Annotated in this window: 18 protein-coding genes; 13 read left to right on the top strand and 5 right to left on the bottom strand. The window is 72.4% G+C overall.

Translation table 11 applies throughout. The annotated features are described in order from the left end of the window. Nucleotides 1–52: 52 nt before the first annotated feature. Genes ACFFRH_RS08115 through ACFFRH_RS08105 form a run of 3 tightly spaced genes read left to right on the top strand, consistent with a single transcriptional unit; the run spans nucleotide 53 to nucleotide 5317 of the window. A complete protein-coding gene (locus ACFFRH_RS08115) occupies nucleotides 53–1621 on the top strand; it encodes a serine/threonine-protein kinase (protein ID WP_386155356.1) in 1569 nt (522 codons plus the stop codon). Next, nucleotides 1618–3765, top strand: coding sequence for a protein kinase family protein (locus tag ACFFRH_RS08110; protein WP_386155354.1), 2148 nt, complete (start codon nucleotides 1618–1620; stop codon nucleotides 3763–3765). The genes ACFFRH_RS08115 and ACFFRH_RS08110 overlap by 4 nt, the downstream gene beginning before the upstream one ends. Beyond that, nucleotides 3758–5317 carry a serine/threonine-protein kinase gene (locus ACFFRH_RS08105; RefSeq protein ID WP_386155352.1) on the top strand — a complete coding sequence of 520 codons (1560 nt, stop codon included), beginning with the start codon at nucleotides 3758–3760 and terminating at the stop codon, nucleotides 5315–5317. Before ACFFRH_RS08110 ends, ACFFRH_RS08105 begins: the two co-directional genes overlap by 8 nt. Nucleotides 5318–5340: 23 nt before the next feature. Here the strand turns inward: ACFFRH_RS08105 and ACFFRH_RS08100 are convergent, their stop codons facing one another. After that, nucleotides 5341–5562 (bottom strand): hypothetical protein, encoded by a 222-nt coding sequence (locus tag ACFFRH_RS08100; protein WP_386155350.1) that lies wholly within the window; start codon nucleotides 5560–5562, stop codon nucleotides 5341–5343. Here ACFFRH_RS08100 and ACFFRH_RS08095 point away from each other — a divergent pair. Continuing rightward, nucleotides 5561–6961 carry a protein kinase family protein gene (locus ACFFRH_RS08095; protein WP_386155348.1) on the top strand — a complete coding sequence of 467 codons (1401 nt, stop codon included), beginning with the start codon at nucleotides 5561–5563 and terminating at the stop codon, nucleotides 6959–6961. The genes ACFFRH_RS08100 and ACFFRH_RS08095 overlap by 2 nt on opposite strands. A gap of 128 nt (nucleotides 6962–7089) precedes the next feature. Here ACFFRH_RS08095 and ACFFRH_RS08090 read toward each other — a convergent pair whose 3' ends face one another. Next, nucleotides 7090–8010 carry a winged helix-turn-helix transcriptional regulator gene (locus ACFFRH_RS08090; protein ID WP_386155346.1) on the bottom strand — a complete coding sequence of 307 codons (921 nt, stop codon included), beginning with the start codon at nucleotides 8008–8010 and terminating at the stop codon, nucleotides 7090–7092. 275 nt (nucleotides 8011–8285) lie between these two features. Here ACFFRH_RS08090 and ACFFRH_RS08085 point away from each other — a divergent pair, with 275 nt between their 5' ends. The 4 genes from ACFFRH_RS08085 to ACFFRH_RS08070 all read left to right on the top strand — a co-directional run bounded on the left by ACFFRH_RS08085 (nucleotide 8286) and on the right by ACFFRH_RS08070 (nucleotide 12441). Further along, nucleotides 8286–9737, top strand: a complete 1452-nt coding sequence (locus ACFFRH_RS08085) for a carotenoid oxygenase family protein (protein ID WP_386155344.1) — start codon at nucleotides 8286–8288, stop codon at nucleotides 9735–9737. 184 nt (nucleotides 9738–9921) lie between these two features. Continuing rightward, nucleotides 9922–11091: an acetyl-CoA C-acyltransferase gene (locus ACFFRH_RS08080; protein WP_386155342.1), complete on the top strand. Its 1170-nt coding sequence runs from the start codon at nucleotides 9922–9924 to the stop codon at nucleotides 11089–11091. Then, complete coding sequence (locus ACFFRH_RS08075; protein ID WP_386155340.1) at nucleotides 11088–12125, top strand: LLM class F420-dependent oxidoreductase; 1038 nt, start codon at nucleotides 11088–11090, stop codon at nucleotides 12123–12125. Before ACFFRH_RS08080 ends, ACFFRH_RS08075 begins: the two co-directional genes overlap by 4 nt. A 124-nt stretch (nucleotides 12126–12249) precedes the next feature. After that, nucleotides 12250–12441, top strand: coding sequence for a tail-anchor membrane protein (locus ACFFRH_RS08070; protein WP_350946588.1), 192 nt, complete (start codon nucleotides 12250–12252; stop codon nucleotides 12439–12441). A 145-nt stretch (nucleotides 12442–12586) separates the two neighbouring features. Here the strand turns inward: ACFFRH_RS08070 and ACFFRH_RS08065 are convergent, their stop codons facing one another. After that, nucleotides 12587–12904, bottom strand: coding sequence for a DUF3817 domain-containing protein (locus ACFFRH_RS08065; protein ID WP_386155338.1), 318 nt, complete (start codon nucleotides 12902–12904; stop codon nucleotides 12587–12589). 29 nt (nucleotides 12905–12933) lie between these two features. Then, complete coding sequence (locus tag ACFFRH_RS08060) at nucleotides 12934–13815, bottom strand: SURF1 family protein (protein ID WP_386155336.1); 882 nt, start codon at nucleotides 13813–13815, stop codon at nucleotides 12934–12936. A gap of 133 nt (nucleotides 13816–13948) precedes the next feature. On the opposite strand from ACFFRH_RS08060, the gene ACFFRH_RS08055 reads away from it, so the two are divergent. Together ACFFRH_RS08055 and ACFFRH_RS08050 are read left to right on the top strand one after the other, a co-directional pair. Then, nucleotides 13949–14125, top strand: coding sequence for a hypothetical protein (locus ACFFRH_RS08055; RefSeq protein WP_344749290.1), 177 nt, complete (start codon nucleotides 13949–13951; stop codon nucleotides 14123–14125). Between the two features lie 493 nt (nucleotides 14126–14618). Next, on the top strand, nucleotides 14619–16076 hold the full coding sequence (locus ACFFRH_RS08050; RefSeq protein ID WP_386155333.1) for a flavin-containing monooxygenase: 1458 nt from the start codon (nucleotides 14619–14621) through the stop codon (nucleotides 16074–16076). A 347-nt stretch (nucleotides 16077–16423) separates the two neighbouring features. Here the strand turns inward: ACFFRH_RS08050 and ACFFRH_RS08045 are convergent, their stop codons facing one another. Next, nucleotides 16424–18190 carry a gamma-glutamyltransferase family protein gene (locus ACFFRH_RS08045; protein WP_344749289.1) on the bottom strand — a complete coding sequence of 589 codons (1767 nt, stop codon included), beginning with the start codon at nucleotides 18188–18190 and terminating at the stop codon, nucleotides 16424–16426. A gap of 130 nt (nucleotides 18191–18320) precedes the next feature. On the opposite strand from ACFFRH_RS08045, the gene ACFFRH_RS08040 reads away from it, so the two are divergent. The 3 genes from ACFFRH_RS08040 to ACFFRH_RS08030 all read left to right on the top strand — a co-directional run bounded on the left by ACFFRH_RS08040 (nucleotide 18321) and on the right by ACFFRH_RS08030 (nucleotide 20824). Beyond that, entirely contained in the window at nucleotides 18321–19448 is a 1128-nt protein-coding gene (locus ACFFRH_RS08040) for a sensor histidine kinase (RefSeq protein WP_344749288.1), read from the top strand. Continuing rightward, the gene (locus ACFFRH_RS08035; RefSeq protein WP_344749287.1) at nucleotides 19445–20092 is read left to right on the top strand and encodes a response regulator transcription factor; all 648 of its coding nucleotides are present in this window, start codon (nucleotides 19445–19447) and stop codon (nucleotides 20090–20092) included. The genes ACFFRH_RS08040 and ACFFRH_RS08035 overlap by 4 nt, the downstream gene beginning before the upstream one ends. A gap of 102 nt (nucleotides 20093–20194) precedes the next feature. Next, the gene (locus ACFFRH_RS08030; RefSeq protein ID WP_344749286.1) at nucleotides 20195–20824 is read left to right on the top strand and encodes a Uma2 family endonuclease; all 630 of its coding nucleotides are present in this window, start codon (nucleotides 20195–20197) and stop codon (nucleotides 20822–20824) included. The last annotated feature ends 143 nt before the right edge of the window (nucleotides 20825–20967 follow it).

Here is a 20967-nt window from a genome sequence, read left to right as displayed (position 1 = left end):
CATGTGCCGCTAAGTGACTATGTTGCTGTCCGCGATGGGATAAGCGAACGGGGTGAGCGGGATCGACACTCGAGTGCTGGCAGGCCGTTACCGGCTGCTCAACCCTCTCGCCGAGGGCGGGGCGGGCACGGTCTGGCTCGCCACCGACGAGACGCTCGGCCGCGACGTGGCGGTGAAAGAGGTGCGGCTCCCACCCGACCTCGACCCCGTCAGGCGGCAGGAGGTCTTCGCCTCGGCGATCCGCGAGGCCAACCTCGCCGCCCGGCTCAAGCACCCCTCGATCGTGACCGTCCACGACGTGGTCGTCGATCAGGAACGCCCCTGGCTCGTCATGGAGCTGCTGTCGGGCTCGTCCCTGGAGCGGACCGTCCGCGACCGGAGCCCGCTTCCCGCGCACCAGACGGCCAGGATCGGGGTGGGCATCCTCAGCGCGCTCGGCGCCGCCCACGCCGCCGGGGTGGTCCACCGCGACGTCGAACCGGGCAACGTCTTCCTCACCAGGACCGGCAAGGCCGTCCTCACCGACTTCGGCTTCGCGGTCGCCGACGGCGAGGCCACCTCCGGCCGGACCGGCCACCTGGTCGGCTCGCCCAACTACATCGCGCCCGAACGGCTGCGCGGCGAGCGCGGCGGCCCCGCCTCCGACCTGTGGTCCCTCGGCGCCACGCTCTACTTCGCCGTCGAGGGGGTGCCGCCGCACCCGGCGGAGACCCCCATCGCGGCGATCGGCCGGGTGCTCACCGAGCCGCCGAGGCCGCCGGAGCGCGCGGGAGAGCTGGGCCCGCTGCTGATCCGCATGCTCGACCCGGTCCCCGAGGCCCGGCCGTCCTTCGAGGTCGTCGCCCGCTCGCTGGGAGAGCTGGCCGCCGGTCGTACGGTCACCGGGATCCCGGGCGCGCCGTCCGTCCCTCCGCCGTCACCCTCCCCCGTCCCCGTACGGCCGCCCGCGCCGCGCCCGAGCCGCACGGCGCTGTGGGCCGCCGTCGAGACGGCCGGGATCGGGGTGGTCATCGCGGTCACCTTCGGGGTGACGTTCCTGCTGACCTCGGACCCCACGTCCGCCGAGAAGCGGGTCAGGCTCAGCGAGAGTCCCGGCGCCTTCGCCACGCCGGTGGACGTGTGCGAGCTCATCCCCGGCGCCATGGCCAGGCAGCTGCTGCCCGCGCTGGCGGGCGAGGGCAAGCCGACCAACGACGGCGGCTGCCAGTGGGCGGCCAAGGGCATGGGGCTGGAGGTGCGTCTCTCCGGCGCCGACCAGTGGGGCAAGAGCCCGCAGCAGGCGCACGAGCTGTTCGTGAACCGGCGCCAGAGCGTCATACCGAGCGGGGAGAACGCCTGGAGCTGGCCGGAGATCCAGGCCGGTATCCGCTCCTCCCGCTCCACGGCGCCCACGACGGTGAAACCCGCCGGGGACGAGGCGTTCGGCTACGACGTCTACGAGAATCGCAAGACAGGCAGGCTGGAGCAGAGCTACGTGGTCATGCGCGTGGACAACCTCGTCCTCGACGTCGGTTACACCGTGGTGGACGGCAGCAAGGACGGCCCGGCGATCCAGGCCGGAGCCCACACCACCGCGACGTGGATCGCGAACGCGTTGAACAAGCAGAAGGCGAGCGGATGAACCATCCAGACGTCCCTCGATCGCAGGGCAGGCACGCGGGCGGGCACGCCGCCCCCGTCGCGCCGGGACCCGGGATCGCCGGAGCCGACGGCCCGCCGATGCTTGAGCAGAGCTCCCTGGAACAGGTGGTCGCCCGGTTCGGGCCGATGTCGCCGCAGCAGGCCGCGGTGGTCGGGGTGGCCGTGCTGGACCAGCTCGTCGCGATGCACCGGCAGGGCATGCTGCACGGCGACGTGCGGCCGAGTTCGGTGCTGCTCGGCCCGTACGAGCAGATCGTCCTCGCCGGGCCGTCCCTGCCCTCCTCGCTCTTCACCTCTCCCGAGGGGGTGACCAGCCCGGCCGCGGACCTGTGGTCGCTCGGCGCGACCCTCTACACCGCCGTCGAGGGCCGTCCGCCGTCGCCCGGCGGCTCCCTGGACAACGCGGGCCCGATCGCGCCCGTCCTGTTCCACCTGCTCGCGGGCGACCCCGCCCAGCGGCCCGACCCGACCACCCTGCGCGGCGCCCTGATCGAGGTCTCTCAGTACCGTCCCGAACCTCCGGTCGCGCCACCTCCGGGTACGCCACCCCCGGGGACGCTCCCGCCGGGTATGTTCCCGCCGGGTATGCTCCCGCAGCCCCAGGCGGGCTCGCTCCCCCAGGTTCCGGGAACCTCCGATGCGGGAGCGTCCGCCCCCTCCGTCTCCTTCCCTCCCTCCGTCCCCTCGCCTCCCCTCGTCCCGGGGACCCCGGCGGCCTTCGGGCAGACCCCCCTCCAGGGGCCCGGAGCCCCCGGAATGCCGGGACCGCACACCGCGACCGGACCGGGCACGACCGGACCCACCGTGACCGGGCCGGGGACGCCGGGGCCGGGCGCGGCCGGGACTCAGGGGTGGGGCACGACCGCGGCGCCCGGGAGTCCCGGAGCCCTTGGAGTTCCGGGCGCCGCCGGTACTCCCGGCGTCCCCGGTATCCCCGGCACCCCCGGCGTCCCCGGAGGACAGGAGGACGGCGGGATCGCTCCGGCCACCCCCGGAGAGGTGACCGCGCCCTTCAGGAAGAACCTGACCGAGCAGATGTCCGCCATCACGGCGAGGCTCCCCCTTCAGGACCTCCCCGTCCCTCCGCAGGCCGCGCTCTCCTCCTCCCCGGGCACACCGATCGTCTGGCAGACCCAACCCTCGGTCCCGCTCTCGACTCCACCCTCGGTCCCGCCGCAGCAGGACACCCTCCACCAGGGCCCGCCCCACCCCGGCCTCCCCCAGCAAGGGGCGCCCCAGCAGGGACCGGCTCAACAGGGACCGGCTCAACAGGGACCGGCTCAGCAGGAGTCGTCTCCGCAGGGACCGCCCCGGCAGGTGACTTCCCCGGGGGGACGGCCCCATCCCGGCGCGCCCGGCCCCAATCCACCACATCCGAACCCGCCGGACGCCCCCACCTCGCGCGAACCGGCCCTCCTCCCCGTCCCCGCGCCGGGAGAGACACCCAGCGAGCGGTCGACGTGGACGACGGGGGTGCTCGTACCCCGGCCGGTCGTGGCGCTCACCGGCGTGCTGCTCTTCGGCATGGCGGTCACCATCGGCGTCCTTCTCACCTCGGTGGTCGCGAACTCGGACGACGACCTCTCCGCCGCCGAACCCTCCGGCGCGAAGGGCCGCTTCGCCACGGCTCCCCGGGCCTGCGGCCTGCTCGACGACAAACAGGCGAACGAGGTCGTGCCGGGTTTCAAGAGCTCGGAGGTCGAGCGCTCCGTCTGCAACTGGCTCAACCAGCACGACTGGCGCAAGCCCAACGTCGAGAAGTACGACCTGCGGGTCCGGCTGATCGCCCAGAAGCAGGACGGGTCGGAGGTCGCGAGGGCCAGGGAGTACCTGGCGGGCAAGAAGAAGGACATCGTCGACAAGGGCCAGTTCGCCACTCCCAAGCCCCTGCCGCCCAAGGACCTGCGGGGCGTCGGCGAGGAGGCGTTCACCTCCGGCGCGTACAACTCCATCAACCTGTACGGAGGCTCCTACAAGGCGACCGTGGTCTTCCGGATCAGCAACCTGATCGCCGAGGTCGAATACGAGCGGGGCGGCGTCAAGGAGGACCCCGACGGCAAGATCGCCGAAGGCGCGTTGAAGGTGGCCCGCTGGCTCACCGAGTCCCTGAAGACCGATGACTGATCGGGTCGCGGGCCCGCTTCCCGTGCTGGCGGGTCGCTACCGGGCGCTCGCAAAGCTCGGCGCGGGCGGGATGGGCGTGGTGTGGCGGGCCCGCGACGAGCTGCTCCACCGCGAAGTCGCGATCAAGGAGGTCAGGCTCGACCCGAACCTGCCCGAGGCGCAGCGCGCCGAGGCGCGGGAGCGCACCATGCGCGAGGCGCGCGCCGCGGCCAGGCTGGGACACCCGTCCATCGTGGCCGTGCACGACGTCGTGGCGCAGGACGGACGGCCGTGGATCGTGATGGACCTGGTCGACGGCCGTTCGCTGGAACAGGCGGTCCAGGCCGAGGGGCCGCTGCCGCCGCGGCGGGTGGCCATGATCGGCCTGGCCGTGCTGGACGCGCTCGCCCTCGCGCACAGCCGGGGCATCGTGCACCGCGACGTGAAACCGGCCAACATCATGCTCGCCAGGAACGGCGGGGTGCTGCTGACCGACTTCGGCATCGCCACCCTGGAGGGGGACGTCCAGCTCACCTCCCCGGACGCGCTGGTCGGCTCCCCCGCCTACATGGCCCCCGAACGGCTGCGCGGCACCGACGACGGCCCGGCCACCGACCTGTGGTCCCTGGGGGCGACCCTGTACACGGCCGTCGAGGGCCACAGCCCCTTCCGCCGCGACACCTCGGCCGCGACCATCGGCGCGATCCTCACCCAGGAGGCGCCCCGGCCCCGCCGGGCGGGTGACCTGGCTCCGGTGCTCGTCGCGGCGCTCGTCAAGGATCCCCGGCAGCGCCCGGGAGAGGCCGGGCTGCGCGCCGCCCTGCGGCAGATCTCCCAGGGGCTGCCCGTGGAGCCGCTCTCCCGGCTCTCGCCCGCCCTGCCCTTCCCACCCGGCTCGCCCGTCTCCTCGCAGGAGACCGTGCCCGGGAGACGGACGGCCCCGCGCCGCCGTACCGGTCTGATCGCGGGGGCGGCGCTGGCCGCGGTGGCGGTGCTGGCGACCGGGACGGTGCTGCTGATGACTGCCGCGGACGACCCCGAGGCGTCCCGGCCCTCGCCACCGGCGGCCGGCGCCGGGCGGTTCGCCACCGTGCCCGACGCCTGCTTACTGCTGGCCGGCGCCCAGAGCCGGGCCGTGGTGCCCGGTTCGACTCCCGCACCCGCGGCGACCGCACTGAAGGAAGGGGAGTCGTACTGCGGCTGGGGCGACCCGAGCGAGGTGCGCTGGCTACGGCTCTCGCTGACCCACAAGGCACCCGTGCGGTCGAAGACCGCCCCGGACGTGGCCCACGAGTTCTTCGTCGCCGAACGCAAAAAGATCGTCGCCGACAGGGGATCCGGCCTCTTGGGCGCGACCGGTGCCGTCCGGAACACCGGCAGGCTGGGCGCGGAGGCCTTCGCCTACGACGTGACCGCGCTGGACCGGATCAACTCCACGGTCCGTTTCCGGATCAGCAACCTGCTGGTCGAGGTCGACGTGTCACAGAAGGGCGAGCGTCCGGACGCCGAGCTGCGCGGGCATGCCCTCCGCGTCGCCCGCCAGGTCGCCGAGAAGCTGAACAGCAGTGACTGAACACCCCCGGCCCGCGTACGGCCCTATCGCGGCCGGACGACCGACAGGACCCGGCCCCGCCGCACCCGGACGACCGTCACGGTTCCGTCCCACCGCACCCGGGCGATCCGCACGACCCAGCGCCGCCGCACCCGGACGACCGTCACGGTTCCGTCCCACCGCACCCGAGCGGCCCGCACGACCCGGCCCCACGCCATCCGAACGGCCCGCACGACCCAGCGCCACCACACCCGGACGGCCCACATGACCGATCCGAACCTGCTGGCCGGTCGCTACCGGCTGCTGGAGCGTCGCGACCGGACCGGGGCCACCTGGCGCTCCCGCGACGAGCTGCTCCAACGCGACGTCACGATCACCGGGATATCGCTCCCGCCGCCCGGCCCGCACCGCGACCGGCTTCTCGGCCGGATCCGTGCCGCGGCCGACTTCAGGCATCCGAACGTCATCACCCTGCACGACGTCGTCTCCTTCCCCGACCAGGTGTGGCTGATCCTGGAGTCGGTCGAAGGCCGCTCGGTGCTGCGGACCGTCCGGGCGGAAGGACCGCTCACCTCCGAGCGGGCGGCCGAGGTCGGCCTGCGCGTGCTGGACGCGCAGACCGCCGCCCACGAGCGAGGCGTTCATCTCCTGGCCGACCCGGAGAGCGTCCTTCTCACCCCGGACGACAGGGTCGTGGTCACCGGCCTGACCGTCTTCGACGCCACCGACGAGTTACGCGACCTGGGCGCCGTGCTGTTCACCGCCGTCGAGGGACAGGCCCCGGGCGCCGGCCCGCACACCGGGTCCCACACCGGGTCCCACACCGACCCGTACGCCGGCCCACACACCGGCCCGCGCCCGGCGGACGGCGGTGCCCCGGCCCGGGGGGACACCGGGCGCTCCGGTCCCGCCACCGGAGGCGCCGGGAACACCTGGGGCACCGGAAGTACCGGCCCGGCGAGCTCCGGCCCGCTGGCTCCGCTGCTGGAGGGCCTGCTGGCGGCCGACCCCGCCCACCGCCCGGACGCCACCACGGCCCGCACGGTCCTGCTGGGACTCACCTCTCGCCCCGCGAGGCCCCGCCCCGCCCCCCTGCTCCTCGTGGCCGCCGCGCTCGTCCTCCTGGCCGTCGCCGGTACGGCGTTCTGGTTCTGGCCCCGTCCGGTGGCCCGGCCGCCGAGCCCGGCTCCGCTGCCCACCTTCTTCGCGAAGGCTCCGGACCCGTGTTCCCTGATCTCGGGAGAGCAGGCCGGGCGCCTCTACCTCGCGGCTTCCCCGTCGAGGGAGAAGACGACCTGCGACTGGTCGGCGGAGGACCCGAAGGCACCCGACAGTCTCAGGAACACGCTGGAGATCACTCTTGTCCGCGAACCGAAAGCGGAGCTCGCGCACGCGAGGTACCTCCGCATCCGCTCGAACGACGCGAAGGACACCCGGGTCGTGAGCGCTCCGGCCGATGTCCCCGGTCTCGGTGACGAGGCTTACGCCTTCCAGCTCAGCAACGGCCATTCGAGCGTCAACTCGGTGGTCGTTCTCCGGGTGGGGAACATCGTGACGGCCCTGCAGTATCACCGGTTCACCGTCCCGGACACCGACGGCAAGGGGCGCGCCGGAGCACTCCAGGCGGCCCGCTGGACGGTCGACTCACTGCGGGGCCGGAAATGAGCCCGACCGGAGACGAACCTGACCGGAGATGAGCACGACCGGAGACGAACCTGACCCGAGGTGAGCCCGACCGGAGACGAACCTGACCCGACGTGAGCCTGACCGGAGAGGCGAGCGTTGGAACGCCGTCACTCCGGGAGGACGAAACGGACCTCGCGCCGCTGGAGCGGCCGGCCGCACGCCCGGCACAGCAGGACCGGCTGGAAGGTGGCGCCGCAGAGCGCGTGGGTGATCGACAGGGCCGAGCCCTGGGGGGCGGGGAGCTCGCGCTGGGCCCAGTCGACCAGGAAGGCGAACACCTCGAAGAAGGCGAGCCCCTTGTCGGTGAGCCGGTACGAGCCGTCGGGCCGGGCGTCGAAGACACGCAGCTCGACGAAGCGGCGCAGCCGGTCGGTGAGCACCGAGGGCGCGATGCCGAGCGCGGCCTGGAAGTCGACGAAGCGGCGGGTGCCCAGGAACGCCCCGGCCAGGACGCTGGTGCTCCACCGGTCGCCGAGGATCTCCATCGACGCCGGGCAGTAGCCGATCAGGTCGGCCGGGGCGTCGGAGCGGACCGTGCGGCGGTGCCGCCGCGGCGGGCCGATCCTGGAGAACGTGGCGAGCGGGCCGGGCTCGGTCCGGGTGTCGCGGGCGCTCATCGGCTCCAGGCAGGAACCGCACCCGAGGTACGGCTTGGCGTCCTGGCCGCACTGCTCGTGCAGCAGCGGCGGGAGCCGCCCCGGGGCGACCCAGTCGCGCTCCCACGCCTGGATGGCCACCAGCAGGGCCCACAGCTGGAGCCCGCGCTCCGTCAGCCGGTACTCGTAGCGGGTGCGGCCGTTGCGGTACGCCGACAGCTCGAAGATGCCGTGGTCGACCAGCTCCCTGAGCCTGGCGGCGAGAACCGACTCGGAGATGCCCAGCGCGTCGCGCCAGCCCGCGAAAGTCCTGATCCGCAGCAGGAACGCCCGCTGCAGGATCAGCAGCACCCACCGGTCTCCCAGGATCACCAGCGCCTGCCCGATCGCACTGAGCTCGGTTCGCGCCGGCTCCCGCTCAGTGCCGTTCACAGGCTGTCCTCCCGATGGATGGTCGCGTGGTCGTGCTCGTCGCCGGCGGGCGAATCCGTACCCGTTCGCGACGAACACGGTGATGTTCGTCGCCCTCAAGCATGATCGTGCCCGTTTTCGGCGAGCACGGCCATCCCCACCACCGACGAAACCACCGGCGAAACCGCCAAACTACCAACCCGGCGCCGCGCGGACAGCCGGGTGCCCCTCCCGGCCATGCCATCGGCGGAGAAGGGTCATTGACGAGCTGACTTCTTTTATCGTAGCGTCGGGACATGGCGGAACCTGTGATGGTCATGGACGAGTCGGGCGAGCCGAATCCGTACCTGCTGGGCGTCTACGCGCCGGTCCAGGACGAGATCACGGCCGAGGACCTCAAGGTCGTCGGCGAGATCCCGAAGGACCTCAACGGCGTCTACCTGCGCAACGGGCCCAACGCGCGGTTCCCGATGAAGGGGCGCTACCACTGGTTCGACGGCGACGGCATGGTGCACGCGATGCACTTCGAGAACGGCAGGGCCCGTTACCGCAACCGCTACGTCAGGACCAGGGCGTTCGAGGCCGAGTCGGCCGCCGGGCGGTCACTGTGGACCGGCGTGATGGAGAACCCGAAGGGCAACCCGTTCGGCAACACCCGCGGGCTCGGCCTCAAGGACTCCGCCAACACCGACGTGATCTTCCACCGCGGCCAGGTCCTCACCACCTGGTACCTGTGCGGCTCCCCGTACGGCATGGATCCCCTCAGCCTGGAGACGCTCGGTGCCGAGACCTTCCTCGACACGCTGACCGGCGACTTCATGGCCCACCCCAAGGTCGACGAGCGGACCGGGGAGCTGTTCTGGTTCGACTACGGGCCCCGCAGGCCGTACCTGCGCTACGGGGTGGTCGGCGCGGGCGGACAGGTCGAGCACTGCGTGGAGCTGGAGCTGCCGGGGGCGCGGCTGCCGCACGACATGGCGATCACCGAGAACCACGCGATCCTCATGGACCTGCCGCTCTACCAGGACATGGACGCCGCCCGGCAGGGCCGCTACAAGCTGACGTTCAACCGGGAGCTGCCCTCGCGCTTCGGCGTCATCCCCCGGCGCGGGCAGGCGCACGAGATCCGCTGGTTCGACGCGAAACCCTGCTACATCTACCACGTCGTCAACTCCTGGGAGGAGGACGGGGAGATCGTCCTGGACGTCTGCAGGGTGGGCCGGCCCGCGCCCGCCGGGAGCGGCAGCCCGCTGGCCCGCATGATCTCCTACCTCAAGCTCGACGCGCGGATGTACCGCTACCGCTTCGACCTGCGCACCGGCCGTACGTCGGAGGGGTTCGTGGATGAGGACCACAACACCGAGTTCCCCTCGATGGACGCCCGGCTGACGGGCCTGCGGTCGCGCTACGCCTACAACGTGTCGGTGAAGGACGCCTCGACCAACCTCTTCGACGGCCTGGTCCGCTACGACAACGTGACGGGCGGCAAGGAGACGTACTACTACGGCGAGCACCGCTACGGCAGCGAGGCCCCGTTCGCGCCGCGCGACGGCGCGACGGACGAGGAGGACGGCTACCTCGTCAGCTTCGTCACCGACGAGCGCGAGGGCACCTCCGAGGTGCAGGTCCTGCACGCGGCGAACCTGGGCGCCGGGCCGGTCGCCCGGATCATCCTGCCCCAGCGGGTGCCGCTCGGCTTCCACGCCACCTGGGTACGCGCGGACCAGCTGAGGGGCTCGGCCACGTGAGCCTCGACCACGTGAGCCTCGGCCCCGTGAGGACCGGCCACTTGAGGCTCGGCCCCGTGAGGACCGGCCACTTGAGGCTCGGCCCCGTGAGGACCGGCCACTTGAGGCTCGGCCCCGTGAGGACCGACCAGGCGAGCCTCGACCGTGTGAGCCCCGCGCACGACATCCGGCAGGAGCGGAACAGATGACGACATATATCTACGAGACAGTAAGGACCCCCCGGGGCAAGGCGAGGCCCGGCGGGGGGCTGGCGGACGTGACGCCGCTGACCATGCTGGAGAGGCTCCTGGACGCCCTGCGCGAACGGACCGGCGTCGAGCGGGCGGACGACATGATCGTCGGCTGCGCCTCGCAGAACGCCGAGCAGGGCGGCAACCTCGCCAGGACCGCGGCGCTCACCGCGGGCTTCGACGCGCCAGGCATGACCGTGAACCGCTACTGCACCTCGGGCATCGACGCGGTCCGCACGGCCTTCGCGCTCGTGGAGTCCGGGCAGAGCCGCGTCGTGGTCGCCGGAGGGGTCGAGTCGGTCTCCCGGGTGCCGATGTTCTCCGACGGCGGGCCGCTGTGGGCCGACCCCGCGGTGGTGGACAGGGTCGGATCGATCCACATGGGCATCGCGGCGGACCTGGTCGCGACGGTCGAGGGCTTCGAACGCGAGGAGCTCGACGCGTACGGCCTGCGCACGCAGACCCTGGCCGCCGAGGCGTGGGCCGCCGGGCGCTACGACCGCTCGCTGGTGCCGGTCAGCGACCTGCGGCACGACGAGCACGTGCGGCCGGGCGTGACCCTGGAGGCACTCGCCGCGATGGGACCCGCCTTCGCCGGTCAGGACGACCAGGACGCCATCGTCCGCAGGCACCGTCCCGAGGTCGGCGAGCTGCGCCACCTGCACACCCGGGGCACCTCCCCCAGCCTGTGCGACGCGGCGGGCCTGCTCCTGGTCGGCTCCGGACCGGCCGGAGCGGAGCTCGGCCTGCGGCCCAGGGCCAGGATCGTGGGCACCGCGACCGCCTCAGTCGACCCGGTCACCATGCTCACCGCGGGCCAGCTCGCGGTCGAACGGGTCATCGCCGGGGCCGGGCTCACCCCCGACGACGTCGAGGTCTACGAGTTCGCCGAGGCGTTCGCCGCGCTGTGCCTGAAGTTCCAGCGGGACCTGAAGGTCGGCGAGGACCGCTTCAACGTCAACGGCGGCACCATCGCGATGGGCCACGCCTTCGGCGCCACCGGGGCCATCCTCGTCGCCGCCTGCGCGGACGAGCTCGAACGCCGCGGGGCCCGGTACGGCGTCGCCGCGGTGAGCGGGGCCGCGGGCAGCGGTTCCGCCGTGCTGCTGGAGCGTGTCGCGTGAGGCTGGGCGTCTCCCTGGGGCTCTGGCAGGACCGGCCCGCCGAGGAGGCCCTGCTGACCGCGAGGGCCGCCGACGAGCTGGGCTACGACGAGCTGTGGGTGGGCGAGATGGCCACCTACGACGCCTTCGCGCTGGCCACCGCGATCGGGCTGTCCACCGGCCGGATCGGGCTCACCGTGGGACCGCTGGCGGTGGCCGTACGGGACCCCATGATGATCGCGATGGGGGTGGCGTCGGTGGCCGGTCTCGTCGGGAGGCCGGTGAACGTGGCGGTCGGCACGTCGAGCCCGCTCGTCGTCGAGGAGTGGCACGGCAGGTCGCGGGCGCGGTCGGCCACGGTGCTGCGGGAGGCGGTACGGGCGCTCAGGCCGCTGCTCGATGGCGACAAATCCGATTTTTCAGGTGAATGTGTGAAGAGTCGCGGCTACCGGCTCCGGCTCCCCGCACCCCGCGCCGAGCTGACCGTGGCCGCCTTCGGCGCCTCCGCCGTACGGACCGCCGCGACGGCCGACCGGATGGTGCTCAACCTGATCACCCCCGCCTCCGCCGCCCGCCTCACCGCCGACTTCCGCGCGGCGGTTCGGACAACACCGGCACAGGGACAGGGGCAGGGGCAGGGGCAGGGGCAGGGGCAGGGGCAGGGGCAGGGAGAGGGACAGGAGCAGGATGCGGCCCCGGCGCCGAGGGTGGCGGCCTGGGTGACGGCCGCGATCGACCCGGGGCGCGAGGCGGTCGACCGGATACGGCGCGCCGTCGTGGGGTATCTCGCCGCGCCCGGATACGGCGAGATGTTCATCGAGGCCGGATTCGGGGACGTGGTCGCGTTCGCGAGGACCCGCCCGCACCCCCGCGAGCTGCTCGCCGCCATCCCCGACGGCCTGCTGGAGTCGGTCGCCCTGCTCGGTGACGTGGACGCGGCCCGCGAGCGCCTGCGCGCGTACGCCGAGGCGGGCGTGGACGAGGTGGCCCTGGTCCCGGTCAGCACGGACGCCGACCCCGGCGGAGTGGCGACGCTCAAGGCGCTGACCGTATAGCGATCCGACGGCAAAATCACGATATATCTCGGTTGGAACCACCGCGGTGGGTCCACACGTTGGACTGGCGACGCACAATGAACTACAGACGGGGCGTCCGCCCCGCGTTCGGAGGATGTTGAGGATGTCGCCCGTCCAGAAGTACGCGATCGGCGCCGGAGCAGTGGTGTTCCTGTCGTGGCTGTTCCTGCCAGGTTTCCTGACGCTGCTGATCCTCCTGGGCGTCGTCGCCGCCCCGGTCGTCGGCTACCTGATGCTCGACCCGTCACAGCGTGAGCGCCTCAAGCGCTCGCGCCGCCGGGGGCTCGGCCGCTGACGCGGCACGTGACCGCCACCACGCCACGGCCCGCCCGGCCCGGCCACGCGGACCCGCGTCTCCGGGCCGGGCCGAACCGGAGCGGGCCTGACCGGAGCGGGCCTGACCGGAGCGGGCCTGACCGGAGCGGGCCTGACCGAACAGGTCAGGCGGCAGCGGCGGCGGTCGCGAGCTCCGACTCCACCCGCCGCGTGACCTTGCGCTCGAACACGAACGAGAGCAGCGGCACGGTGCCCGCGAGCATCACCCCGACGATGTACGGCCAGGTCCAGCGCGCCTTCATGCCCAGGTTCATCGTGGCCACGAGATAGAGCATGTAGAGGAAGCCGTGGATCGGGGAGACGATCTTCGAGGGTTCCTCGATGCCGAAGCCGTACCTGAGCACGATGCAGGTGACCAGGACGAGCAGCATCACGCCGACGATGTAGGCCAGGACGCGAAAGGGTTTGAGAGCGGATTCCACGGTCGGTTACCTCGGTCTTGGGGTTCGGTTCACGGGGCGGTGCGGGCTGGTAGGGCGGAGGTCTCCGGCTCGGCCCCCGGCCCCGCCCCGGGAGCGGCGTCCCCGGAGGTGGGACCGTCAGGACCGGCGGAGGAAGGCGCGTCGGGATCCCCTAGGGTGGAACCGGCGGGGGAAGGGGCGTCGGGGTCGCGCCGGGTGCGGCCGCGCAGCGCGTCGCGGACGAAGTGCCACCACATGAAGACCGCGAACAACCCGAAGATCCACCACTGGGCGGCGTAGGCGAGGTTGCGCCAGGTGAGCCCGCCCGGCTCGGTCGGCGGGGAGACGCTCACCGGCCTGGCCGCGACCGCGGGGGCCGGTGACTGGGCGGTGGCGACCAGGAACCCGTCACGCAGCCTCGTGCCCCGCCAGACGTTGATCAGTTCGGCCGACGAGACGGTCAGTACCTGCCCCGGCGGCAGCTGCCGGACCCGGCGCTGGACGCTGTCGGTGGCCTCCGAGGGCCGCAGGCGCCCGCTCACGGTCACCCTGCCCTCGGCCGGAGCCGTGACGGCGGGGTCCCCGGCCGTGGCCACCCAGCCGCGTACGACCGGGATGGAGGTGCCGTCGCCGAGGTCGAGCGGCGCGAGCAGCCACAGTCCTCCGTCACGCTCGGCCACCAGGAGCTGCTTCGAGACGTCGAAGGTGCCCTCGGCGGTCACCCGGCGGCTGACCTTGTCGGCCGTCAGGTGCTCTCCGGGCGCGGTGAGCGTGGCGACAGCCACGGGGGGCGGGTCGAGCAGCGACTGGGGCTTGCCGGACTCCTCGAAGACACCGAGCTGCCACCTGCCCAGCAGGCCGCACACGACGAGGGCTCCGACCGCGAGCAGGTGGAGCACCACCACGCGGGCGGAGAACAGGGTCCGGAGCATGACACCACGCTATCCGCCCCTGTCGGCGGTCCGGTCCCCAGCACCCGCCCTTGGCCGGGCGCCGGGACATCCTTCCCGTGAAAGTGGACAAATCAGTGTTGGAGGGTATCCCCGTATCGCTAAAGTCATCCCCATGTCTGATCCTCAGCCGATTGACCCCGCGGGCAACACCCAGGCGTTCCGTGCGTTCGCCCAGCGCAAGGACCCGGAGGCCGCTCCCGAGAAGCGGTCGCTCGTCCTGCCGATCACGGCGGCGGTGGTGGTAGCGGTGCTGGTCGTCGTCGCCGTGGCCGCGTACCTGCTGCTCTAGCGACCTGCTCTAACGACCGGAGAGTCCGCAGCGCCGACGGCATCGCCCTCGGCGCTTTTCGCGTTCCCGAACACCCAAGCCCTTCCGGGTGCTTGCCGGACGGCTGAGCCCTTCCAGGGCTTCCCGGACGACCGGGCTTTTCCGGGGACTTCACCGGACGACTGAGCCCTACCGGGACCGGAAGGATACCGACCGGTCGGCCCGGAACGCTCCGTCACACCCCGAGGGTGGACGACGCGCTCCCCGCTCATTACATTGGACGAATAATCCAATAGAAACGAGCATCAGGAACGCTCGCATCGCCACAGCCGGAAGCACTGGAAAACCCACTGGAAAACCCACTGGGAAGCCCGCCGGAAAGCCCGCGCCGCCACGAGGCCCATCACCTGCTCGAAACGGCGAGGACCAACGGGAAACCGGCGAGGGACCGGCGAGGAACCGGCTGGGACCGGCGGGAGAGCGTACGGAGGGCGACGGGGAGCGAGGAGGCCCGATGAGCACTCACCCCGGGATCACGATCATCGGCTCCGGCTTCGCCGGGCTGGGCATGGCGATCAAGCTCAAGGAAGCCGGGTACCACGACTTCGTCATCCTGGAGAAGGCCGGCGACCTGGGCGGGACCTGGCGTGACAACACCTACCCCGGCTGCGCCTGCGACGTCCCCTCGCACCTGTACTCCTTCTCGTACGAGCTCAACCCCGGCTGGTCGCGGATGTTCTCCCCCCGGGCCGAGATCCGTGACTACCTGCGGGCCTGCGTCGAGAAGTACGGTCTCGCCCCCCACCTGCGGTTCGGTGAGGAGGTCACCGGGCTGGAGTACGACGACGCGGCGCGTCACTGGCGGGTGGACGTCGCCGGGGGCGGGACCTTCACCACCAACGCCGTGGTCTCGGCCACCGGCGCGCTGCACGTGCCGTCGCTGCCCGCGATCCCCGGCCGCGAGACCTTCGGGGGCCCGTCCTTCCACTCGGCCGAGTGGGACCACTCGGTGGACCTGACCGGGAAGCGGGTCGCGGTCATCGGCACCGGCGCGTCGGCTGTCCAGTTCGTCCCGCGGATCGCCGAGCGCGTCTCCCGTCTGCACGTCTTCCAGCGCACGCCCCCCTGGATCCACCCCAAGCCCGACTTCCCCTTCTCCCCACGGGCCAGGCGGATCCTCCGCCTGCCCGGCGCCACCCGTGCGCTGCGCAACGCGATCTACTGGGCACTGGAGAGCAGGGCGCTGGGCTTCGCGGTCGACCCGCGCCTGATGGGGGCCCACCGGGAGGTGGCCCTGCGCCATCTGGCCGCCCAGGTCCCCGACCCGGCGCTGCGCGCCAGGCTCACCCCCGGCTACACGATCGGCTGCAAGCGCGTCCTGATCTCCAGCGACTACTACCCGGCCCTGGGCAGGGACAACGTCGAGCTGATCACCGACGAGGTGCGGGAGATCAGGGAGGGCTCGATCGTCGACTCCAGCGGCAGGGAGACCGAGGTCGACGTGCTCGTCCACGGCACCGGCTTCAAGGTCACCTCCGCGCTGGACGAGCGGCGGATCGTCGGCAGGAACGGCAGGAAGATCCAGGACGCCTGGCAGGACGGCGCGCAGGCCTACTACGGCGTCACCGTCGCCGGGTTCCCCAACCTGTTCCTGCTGCTCGGCCCCAACACCGGCCTGGGCCACAACTCGGTCGTCTTCATGATCGAATCGCAGGTCCGGTACGTCCTGGGCTGCCTGCGCCTGCTGTCCAGGACGAGGGCCAGGGCCCTCGACGTCCGCCCCGAGGCGCAGCGCGCCCACAACGACCGACTCCAGGACCGCCTGAACCGCCGCGTCTGGAACACGGGCGGCTGCGGCAGCTGGTACCTCGACGAGCACGGTGTCAACAGGACCCTGTGGCCGGGCTTCACCTTCGAGTACTGGGCACGCACCCGGACCCCGAGACGCGGGGCCTACGAGCTGATCCCCTGACCACTTCTCCCCTGGTCCCCACCGGTTCCCCACCGGCGAGATATCCACCACGCCAGCCACGCCAGCCACGCCAGCCGCGCCAGCCGCGCCACCGACGTTCCCCGGTGCTCCCAGCGCCCCGCCACCGGCGGCCCCGCCTCCCGCCCCCCGACGTCCGCACCGCCCCTGCCCCCGGCGTTCCCGGGTCCCGCCACCGACGCCACCGCGTTCCCGGCGACGCCGCTGACGCCGCCGACCCCGGCGGCGGGGTCGGGACCGCGCCGCCGGGGTCGGCGTCCGTTCGTACCGTCATCGTGCCTGTCGCCGCGCGGACGGGAAGCCGCGCGGACCGCCGCGCGGGCGGGAACCTACCTGCGCCCGCTCACCACCAGTGCGCTTCCGCCGCCGCGGCGGGTCGGCTCCGCGACCGCCTGGAGCTTCCCGTGCCGCAGGAACTCGACCGCCGTGGCCGCGCCGATCTCGGGGTTCAGCACGAGACTGTGGCCCCGGGCGGTGAGCTCGGCGCCGTAGCGGTCGATGAAGCCCTGCTCGGCCTGGGTCTGGGCGGTGTTTCGCTGGGTGGCCCGGGGCGCGGCGAGCGCCTCGGGGAGCGACATGCCGAGGTCCCAGCGGTTGACCAGGATCTGCAGCACGGTGGTGATGATCGTCGAGCCGCCGGGGGAACCCAGCGCGAGCAGCGGCCTGCCGTCCTTCAGGACGATCGTCGGCGCCATCGAGGAACGGGGCCGCTTGCCCGGCGCGGGCAGGTTCGGGTCGCCCGGGGCCGGCCCGAAGGTGAAGTCGGTCAGCTCGTTGTTGAGCAGGAAACCCCGGCCGGGAACGACGATGCCGTTGCCGCCGGTCGACTCGATGGTGATGTTGTAGGCGACCGCGTTGCCCCACCGGTCCGTGACCACCAGGTGCGTGGTCTCCGGTCCCTCGAGCGCCGACGGGGTGGCCTCCGCCGGGGGCGCGGGCGCGCACGGCCCGTACGTCCCGTCGGGGTTGCCCGGCGCGGCCGGGCTCGTCAGCGCCCGCTCCCCGATCAGGCAGGCGCGCTCCTTGGCGAACCCGTCGGACAGCAGCTCCTTGAGCGGGACACCCGGGATGTCGCCCACGTACTTGCCCCGGTCGGCGAAGGAGAGCCTGGACGCCTCCAGGTACTCGTGCTCGCCGACCTTCGGCAGGGCCTCAAGGATGTTGAGCGCCTCGCCGACCGTCGATCCCCCCGAGGACGGCGGCGCCATGCCGTACACGTCCATGCCCTTGTACGTCATCTTCGTGGGCGGCCGTTCGAGCGCCCGGTAGGCCTTCAGGTCGGACAGCTCCATCAGCCCCGGCCGCACGTTGCGGGTGGAGCCCGGGGTGACCGGCGGCTTCTTGACGGTGGCCACGACCTCGGCGCCCAGGGAGCCGCCGTACAGCCACTCGCCGCCCTGCCTGCCGAGCCTGCGGTAGGTGTCGGCCAGCTCGGGGTTGCGGAAGGTGGAGCCGACCGGCGGCGGGGCGCCGCCGGGCAGGTAGAGCTTGGCCGTGGAGGTGAAGTCCTTGAAACGGGCGGCGTTGGCCGCGGTCTGGTCGTAGAAGGTCTGGTCGACCTTGAATCCCTTGGCCGCGACCTCGATCGCGGGCTTCAGCGCCTGGCGCAGCGAGAGCGTGCCGAACCTGCGCAGCGCCAGCTCCCACTGGGCCACGCTGCCGGGCACCCCCGCGGACAGCCCGCTGGTCACGGCCTCCTCGAACGGGATGCCCTCCAGGGAGGCCGGCCCCATCGCCTTCGGCGCGGTCTCCCTGCCGTCGATCGTGTGGACCTTCTCGCGGCGCGCGTCGTAGTAGACGATGAACCCGCCCCCGGCCAGCCCGGCCGAGTAGGGCTCGGTCACACCCAGGGTGGCCGCCGCTGCGACCGCCGCGTCCATGGCGTTGCCGCCCTCGCGCAGCACGCCCAGCGCGGCCTCGCTGGCGTCGAGGTCGACGGTCGAGACCGCGCCCCCGTACCCCTCCGCGACGGGTTTCTTCTCCGCCCGCAGCCCGGCCTGCGACGCCGGTGGAGAGGCGGCGGCGGGTTGGACGAGCAGTAAGGAACTTCCCACCAGGATCCCCGCCAGGGGGATGGCGAATCGACGATCGATCATGAGACCTCCCGCAGACAGCTTGACTCAGCCCGTGAGCCTTGTCAGCCCCTTCCCTACCGCAGGGGATGTAGTACCTCATGCCTCACGAGACGGACGCGCTCTTCCGGCGGGCGCACGTACAGTGCTGAGCGTGCACGCCAAACCCCGCTGGGCCGAGTTGCTGCTCCCGCTGTCCGCGGGGGTCTTCCAGGGCATGGGCACCCACGGCGTGCAGTGGTGGCAGGTCCACGACTCCGGCATGCTCAGGGTCCCGCTCGACCCGCTGGGCTGGGCGCTCGTGCTGGCCGGGCCCCTGGCCCTGATCGTACGCCGCCGCCATCCGGTGCTCTGCCTGGCGGTCGCGGTGGGCTCGACCTTGATCTTCATCGGCCTCGGCCACCCCTACGGCCCGGTCTTCCTCAGCCCGGTCGTCGCGCTGCACACCGCCGTGGTGAGCGGCCACCGGCGGGCGGCCTGGTCGATGTGGGGCCTGGCCTACGTGTTCCTCGGGGTCTACACGTCCTGGCTCGCCCCCGTCCGTACGCCCGGCTGGTTCCACGACCTCACGGTGGGCGCGCTGATGGGCCTGGTCGTGGTGGTGGCGGAGTTCTCGCGGGCGAGGAGGGAACGGCAGGCCGAGCGCGAACGGGTGGAGCAGGAGGAGCTGCGGCGGCAGGCCAGCGAGGAGCGGCTGACCATGGCGCAGGAGCTGCACGACGTGCTCGCGCACAACATCTCCCTCATCCACGTGCAGGCGTCCACCGCGCTGCACCTCATCGACGACCAGCCCGAGCAGGCGCGGACCGCGCTCACCACGATCAAGCAGGCGTCCAAGGACGTGCTGACCGAGATGCGGTCGGTGCTCAACGTCCTGCGCGACGGCGCCCCCCGCTCCCCCACCGCCGGGCTGGACCGGCTCGACGAGCTCATCGAGCGCAGCGGGCTGCCGGTCACCAAGGAGATCGTCGGCGCGGCCGGGCCGCTGCCTCCGGAGATCGACCGTGCCGGATACCGCATCGTGCAGGAGGCCCTCACCAACGTCACCCGGCACGCCCCCGGCGCGTCGGTCACCGTCGTGCTCGGCTACGATCCCCGAGCGCTGACCGTCCAGGTCACCGACACCGGCGGCGACGCCCCCGGGGAGAGCCTGGGCAGCGGGAACGGCGTCCCCGGCATGCGGGAGCGGGCCGTCGCCCTCGGGGGGGCGCTCACCGCCACGCACCACGGCCGGGGCTTCCGCGTCGAGGCCCGGCTGCCGATCCCGGAGGAATCCCGATGATCAAGATTGTCCTCGCCGACGACCAGGCCCTCGTCAGGGCCGGGTTCCGCGCCCTGCTGGACGCGCAGCCGGGGATGACCGTGGTGGCCGAGGCCGCCGACGGGGCGCAGGCCCTGCGGCTGGTCGCCGAGCACGAGCCGGACGTGGTCCTGATGGACATCCGCATGCCCGGCATGGACGGCCTGACCGCCACCCGCGAGATGCCCCCCGGGCCGAAGGTCATCATCCTGACGACCTTCGAGCTGGACGAGTACGTCTTCGAGGCCCTGCGCGGCGGCGCCAGCGGCTTCCTGGTCAAGGACACCGAACCGGCCGAGCTCATCCAGGCCGTCCGGGTGGTGGCCGAAGGCGACGCCCTGCTCTCCCCCGGCGTGACCCGCCGCCTGATCGCCGAGTACGCGAGCCGAGCCAAGGAGCCGCGCCACACCCGCGACCTCGGCCTGCTCACCGACCGCGAGCGCGAGGTCCTCGCCCTGGTCGGGACCGGCATGACCAACGACGAGATCGCGGGCGAGCTCTTCATGAGCCCCGCCACCGCCAAGACCCACGTCAGCCGGACCATGATGAAACTCCACGCCCGCGACCGCGCCCAGCTGGTCGTCATCGCCTACGAATCCGGCCTCGTCCGCCCCGGCTGGGTCTGACCTTCCCCTTTTTCCGTGAACACCTTTCCGTGAACATCGCGCGCTTCGACCTCTCCCCCGGGAAACTCTCCGTGTCCACACGCATACGAAGGGACGCAGGTCATGGAAACGGTGCCCCATCGACGCCACGCGGATCTGAGTCCCCCTCCCGGGACCGCCTCCTGGCGTCTGCCGCACACGCCACGCGAACTCTTCGACGCGCTTCCGCCCCTTCCGGGGCTCCGAGCCGAGGTGATCGACGGAAGGCTGGTCGTGAGCCCGCTGGGCACCCCGGAATACGCCCGGGCGGCGATGCTCCTCTTCGCCGCACTCCGTCAGCCGATCGCGGACGGCGACCTCAACGCGTACACCGGTAACGTCGTGGTCCGCGTCGACGGGTCCCGTGACCCGGTCGTTCCCGACTTCGTCCTGGCGCCCGCCGACTGCCCGCGCCGGGGCGCCCGCGAGTTGCCCTCCTCCGGCCTCCTCATGGTCGCCGAGATCGTGTCACCGGGGAGCACCGTCGACGACCGCGACCGCAAGCCCGCCATCTACGCCTCCGGCGGTGTCCCCGTGATGCTCCTGATCGACCCCGTGGCCGCGCCCGCCACCGTGACGGTCCTCAGCGACCCCAAGGAGGGCGGGTACCGGACCTCCGCCCGGGTCGAGATGGGGTCTCGCCTCCACCTCCCCGAGCCGGTCGGCTTCACCCTCGACACCTCGATCTTCGCGGGTATCCCGACCACTCCGTGACGGGCGACGAGCGAGGCAGCGTGCGGCCCGGAGCGCGACCCGGGCCCCGGGGCACCTGGACGTCCGGTAAGGACAGCGTGCGCGCTCGGTAAGGAAATATCACCTTCGGTCACCCTTCGATGAGATTACGTTAAGCCCGTGGG

Origin of the sequence: Streptosporangium vulgare, from assembly GCF_042428775.1 — a bacterium.
Classification (GTDB): Bacteria; Actinomycetota; Actinomycetes; order Streptosporangiales; family Streptosporangiaceae; genus Streptosporangium; species Streptosporangium vulgare.
This window is presented reverse-complemented; position numbering and strand designations above follow the sequence as displayed.

What these genes read in the sequence shown, in the direction of transcription:
- ACFFRH_RS08110 (WP_386155354.1), top strand. Translation starts at nt 1,618, where the DNA reads ATGAACCATCCAGACGTCCCTCGATCGCAGGGCAGGCACGCGGGCGGG.
- ACFFRH_RS08105 (WP_386155352.1), top strand. Translation starts at nt 3,758, where the DNA reads ATGACTGATCGGGTCGCGGGCCCGCTTCCCGTGCTGGCGGGTCGCTAC.
- ACFFRH_RS08095 (WP_386155348.1), top strand. Translation starts at nt 5,561, where the DNA reads ATGACCGATCCGAACCTGCTGGCCGGTCGCTACCGGCTGCTGGAGCGT.
- ACFFRH_RS08100 (WP_386155350.1), bottom strand. Translation starts at nt 5,562, where the DNA reads ATGTGGGCCGTCCGGGTGTGGTGGCGCTGGGTCGTGCGGGCCGTTCGG.
- ACFFRH_RS08085 (WP_386155344.1), top strand. Translation starts at nt 8,286, where the DNA reads ATGGCGGAACCTGTGATGGTCATGGACGAGTCGGGCGAGCCGAATCCG.
- ACFFRH_RS08080 (WP_386155342.1), top strand. Translation starts at nt 9,922, where the DNA reads ATGACGACATATATCTACGAGACAGTAAGGACCCCCCGGGGCAAGGCG.
- ACFFRH_RS08070 (WP_350946588.1), top strand. Translation starts at nt 12,250, where the DNA reads ATGTCGCCCGTCCAGAAGTACGCGATCGGCGCCGGAGCAGTGGTGTTC.
- ACFFRH_RS08060 (WP_386155336.1), bottom strand. Translation starts at nt 13,815, where the DNA reads ATGCTCCGGACCCTGTTCTCCGCCCGCGTGGTGGTGCTCCACCTGCTC.
- ACFFRH_RS08055 (WP_344749290.1), top strand. Translation starts at nt 13,949, where the DNA reads ATGTCTGATCCTCAGCCGATTGACCCCGCGGGCAACACCCAGGCGTTC.
- ACFFRH_RS08050 (WP_386155333.1), top strand. Translation starts at nt 14,619, where the DNA reads ATGAGCACTCACCCCGGGATCACGATCATCGGCTCCGGCTTCGCCGGG.
- ACFFRH_RS08045 (WP_344749289.1), bottom strand. Translation starts at nt 18,190, where the DNA reads ATGATCGATCGTCGATTCGCCATCCCCCTGGCGGGGATCCTGGTGGGA.
- ACFFRH_RS08035 (WP_344749287.1), top strand. Translation starts at nt 19,445, where the DNA reads ATGATCAAGATTGTCCTCGCCGACGACCAGGCCCTCGTCAGGGCCGGG.
- ACFFRH_RS08030 (WP_344749286.1), top strand. Translation starts at nt 20,195, where the DNA reads ATGGAAACGGTGCCCCATCGACGCCACGCGGATCTGAGTCCCCCTCCC.